The following is a 4,012-nucleotide window of genomic DNA, read 5'->3' as shown; positions in this document are numbered from 1 at the left end:
CCGCAGATTCACGGCGATCGAAGCATCCCAATATTCCGGCGTGACGTCCTCGACCTTGTGCCGCTGATCGTTCGCCGCATTGTTCACCAGCACGTCGACGCCGCCCAGCGAGGCAACCGCCTCTCTGACCGCCGATTGAAGGGCGCCAATATCCGTCAGGTCGCAGCGAAAATAGATCGGCGCCGACTCGACTCGTACTTTCAGCGCCGCGATCAATTGCTCCGCAGCCCCATCCTCAATGTCGAGAAAGGCAACCCGAGCCCCCTGGCGGGCGAAATGCTCTACGATCGATGCGCCGATACCGCTGGCCCCGCCGGTCACCAGCACCGCACGCCCGGCAACGCTCGGGTAGCTCGCATACCTCGGACTCGACGATGGATTCGTTTCGGTCATTCGATCCTTCTTTGAGTTTTTTTAATCGGTCCAAGTATAGAGCCGCCGCTCGGCCCCAACCGATGCCCCGCTCGAAGCCGTCCGTCCTCCCAATCCCACGCACTGGTACACCCTGATACACCGTCTCGCATCGCGGGTGCATACTGATGTATAGGCCGTTTTCACGGGCAGCTCCCCCTTGGGTTACTCGCGCAATACCGTTCTGGCAATTGAACTTAATCAAGGGAATTAGATTGGAGCCGCAGTTTGATCGCGGTTACAGAACCAATCAAACCAGGCACTTGCAGCCGTTGACCTGATGGGCCAGCAAAGCCTGGGGTAAGAATCAACCGCAGGTTGCGGGACCATTGCAGCCTTTCGATGGGCTCACCCCGAAAGCGCTTGCCAGCTGGTCTCCTTGCCGGTGGAATTTCAGCACGATCAGGACGCACGGAGGGGACACTATGACGGAAGCCGCTCGCTATCCCGGCATTCGAGTTACAGCCAACGGAAACCAGCTCGTCTCGTACCACACGGAGACCCGCATCGCCGATGCGGGCGTTTTCTATCCCATTACGCCTTCCACCGAAGGCGGCGAGCTCTTCCAGCAGGCTTACGCTGAGGGCAATCTGAACGTATTCGGCCACAACACCATCGCTATCGAGACGGAAGGCGAACACGCAGCCCAGGGTGGCGCCATCGCCCACTCCGTTTGCGGCAAGCGCGTGGTCAACTTCACCTCCGGCCAGGGCGTGGTGTACGGCGTCGAGCAGTACTATCACGCTCCCGGCAAGGGCTCCACCATGGTGCTTGAAGTCGGCGCCCGCGCCCTCACCAAGCACGCCCTCAACGTCCACTGCGGACACGACGACATCTACGGCGCCCTCGACACCGGCTGGATCATGGTCTTCGGCAAAGACGCCCAGCAGGCCGCCGACCAGTCCCTCATTCTCCGCCGCGTCACCGAGCTTTCGCTTACGCCCGGCATGAACATCATGGATGGCTTCCTCACCAGCCACCTTGAGCGCACCTTCTACAAGCATGAGTCCGAGCTGATCCGCGAATACCTCGGCGCACCGGAAGACATCATCGACTGCCCGACTGAAGCACAACGCGTTCTCTTTGGACCCACCCGCCGCCGCGTTCCCAAGATGATGGACCTCACCAATCCCGTCCTCCTTGGCCCCGTTCAGAACCAGGAACACTACATGAACGGCATCATCGCGCGACGCAACAACTTCGCCGAGCCGATCCTGCAGTTCCTTGAAGACGCTTATAAAGATTTCGGCAAGCTGACCGGCCGCCACTATGGCTTGATCTCCCAGTACAAATGCGGCGACACCGACACCGTCTTCGTCTCGCTCGGCTCAGCCGCCGAAAACATAGAGGCTGCCGTCGACTACCTCCGCCAGACCCGCGGCGTCAAAGTCGGCTCCATCCACGTCAACGTCATTCGCCCCTTCCCCGAGGCGGCCATCGTCGCCGCGCTCAAGGGCAAGAAGAACGTCATCATCCTCGAACGCACCGACGAAGCACTCAGCGGCGACAACCCGCTCGGCCGCGACATACGCACTGCCCTCTCGAAGGCCATTCAGGCCGCCGGACACAAAGCCTCTGAAGGTCTGCCCGCGCTGGCGATGGACGAAGTGCCGCACATCTATTCCGGTAGCTACGGCCTTGGCTCGCGCGACTTCCGCCCCGAACACATCATCGGCGCTTACGAATTCGCCACCAAGGGCCGCGCCCGCAAAGATGGCAAGACCGCGGCCGACGGCGTCAGCTTCTTCGTTCTCGGCATCGACCATCCCTACGCGGTGATCGGCGACGAAATGCCTTCTCTGCTGCCCGTAGGCGCAGTAGCCGTCCGCTTCCACTCCATCGGTGGATGGGGCGCTATCACCACCGGAAAGAACCTCGGCGCCATCCTCGGCGACTTGAACGACCTGCTCTACGAGCGCGACGGCCTGGTCGACGATAAGGGCAATCCCAAGGAAGTCATCCACGTCAGCGCCAACCCCAAGTACGGTTCAGAAAAGAAGGGCGCGCCCACCAGCTACTTCATGGTCGCCGCCAAGGACCGCATTCGCGTCAACTGCGATCTGCGCCACGTCACCGTAGTCCTCTGCTGCGATCCCAAGGCCTTCACCCACACTAACCCGCTCGATGGCATCCAGCCCGGCGGCGCTCTCATCTGGGAGTCCGATGCTGAAGGCGAGCGCGCGTGGGAGAACCTTCCCCTCTGGGCCCGCAAGCAGATCATCGAGAAGAACATTCGCGTCTACACGCTGCCGGGTTTTGAAATCGCCCGCAAGGCCACCGACCGTGCCGACCTTCAACTCCGCATGCAGGGCAATGCCTTCCTCGGAGCCTTCTTCGCCGTCAGCCCCATGCTGCAGGAGTTCGGCATCACGCAGGAGCAGTATCGCGACGTCGTCATGAAGCAGTACGTCAAGAAGTTCGGTAAGCTCGGTGAAGCCGTCGTCAACTCCAACATGGAAGTCATGACCCAGGGCTTCGAGCGCGTCAAGGAAATCGCCATTGGCGAAATGGCCGCTGCCGACAAGTCCTCCCTGCGCGGACAGCCGCTGCTCCCGATCCTCGAAATGGCCACCGTCGGCAGCGGCGACTGCAACACAGGCGGCTGCCGTTCCACACTGCCTCCCGCCGGACAAGATGCCCGTCCGCCGATCGCGACCATCGACGCATTCGACGCCGAGTTCCGCGCCAGCTTCGGATACGACCAGCCTGCAACACCACTCGCAGCCATGGGCGTTATCGCCGCGGCCACCGGCGACACTGCCTCAAAATACGTAGCCCGCCGCGAAACCCCGCTCTACATCCCCGAGAACTGCACCCAGTGCATGGAGTGCATCTCGGTCTGTCCCGACACCGCGCTGCCCAACACCTCGCAGGACCTGGGCACGGTGCTCACCATGGCCGTCTCCCGCTACGTGGGCGACGCCGGCGAACGCACCAGGATGATGGCGAAGCTTCCTGAAATCGAGAAGCAGACACGCCAGCGCATGGTCGCCGAGATGAAGACCGGCACACCGCTGCCCAAAATCATCCGCGAAGTCACCGAATCCGTCGACGGCTTTTCAGCCGAAGCAAAGACCCAGTTCTACTCCATCATCGACAAGGTGCCAATGGCCTATCAGAAGGTCAACGCCATCTTCTCGTCGCCCGAGCGCAAGGCCCCCGGCACCGGCGGTATCTTCTCCATCTTCGTCAGCGATCTCTGCAAGGGTTGCGCAGCCTGCGTCACCGCCTGCGGCGATCACATGGCGCTCAAGATGGTGCAGGAAACCACCGAGGTCAACGCCGAACACGAGACCGGCACCGCCTTCCTCAACCTGCTGCCCGACACATCGCAGAAGTACCTCGGCCTCTTCAACGCCGCCAACCCAGCGGACTCGAAGACCGCCACCCTGCGCAACATGCTCATGGTCCGGCGCAACTACGACGCGCTGGTTTCAGGCGACGGCGCCTGCGCCGGCTGCGGCGAAAAGAGCGTCCTCCGCTCGATCGCAGCCGTGACCGAGGCTTACATGCGCCCCGTCTTCCACACCAAGGCCGACCGCCTCGTAGCCAAGGCCGGCGATCTCGAGAAAACCGGCGTCGCCAAACTCGAAGCGCTCAA

At 62.0% G+C, this 4,012-nt stretch carries 2 protein-coding genes; one reads left to right on the top strand and one right to left on the bottom strand.

Translation table 11 applies throughout. From position 1 onward, the window contains the following. Positions 1–393 (bottom strand): SDR family NAD(P)-dependent oxidoreductase (locus WA354_RS11235; RefSeq protein WP_472813104.1); only part of this gene is annotated, 393 nt, incomplete at its 3' end. A gap of 443 nt (positions 394–836) precedes the next feature. Between WA354_RS11235 and WA354_RS11230 the strand changes: the two genes are divergently transcribed. Further along, positions 837–4,012: 2-oxoacid:acceptor oxidoreductase family protein (locus WA354_RS11230; protein WP_472813103.1), on the top strand; the 3,176-nt coding region annotated here is incomplete at its 3' end.

Origin of the sequence: Occallatibacter sp. (assembly GCF_049802275.1) — a bacterium.
GTDB lineage: Bacteria > Acidobacteriota > Terriglobia > Terriglobales > Acidobacteriaceae > Telmatobacter.
The sequence above is the reverse complement of the archived record's forward strand: the minus strand, read 5'-3'. Positions and strand labels throughout refer to the sequence as shown.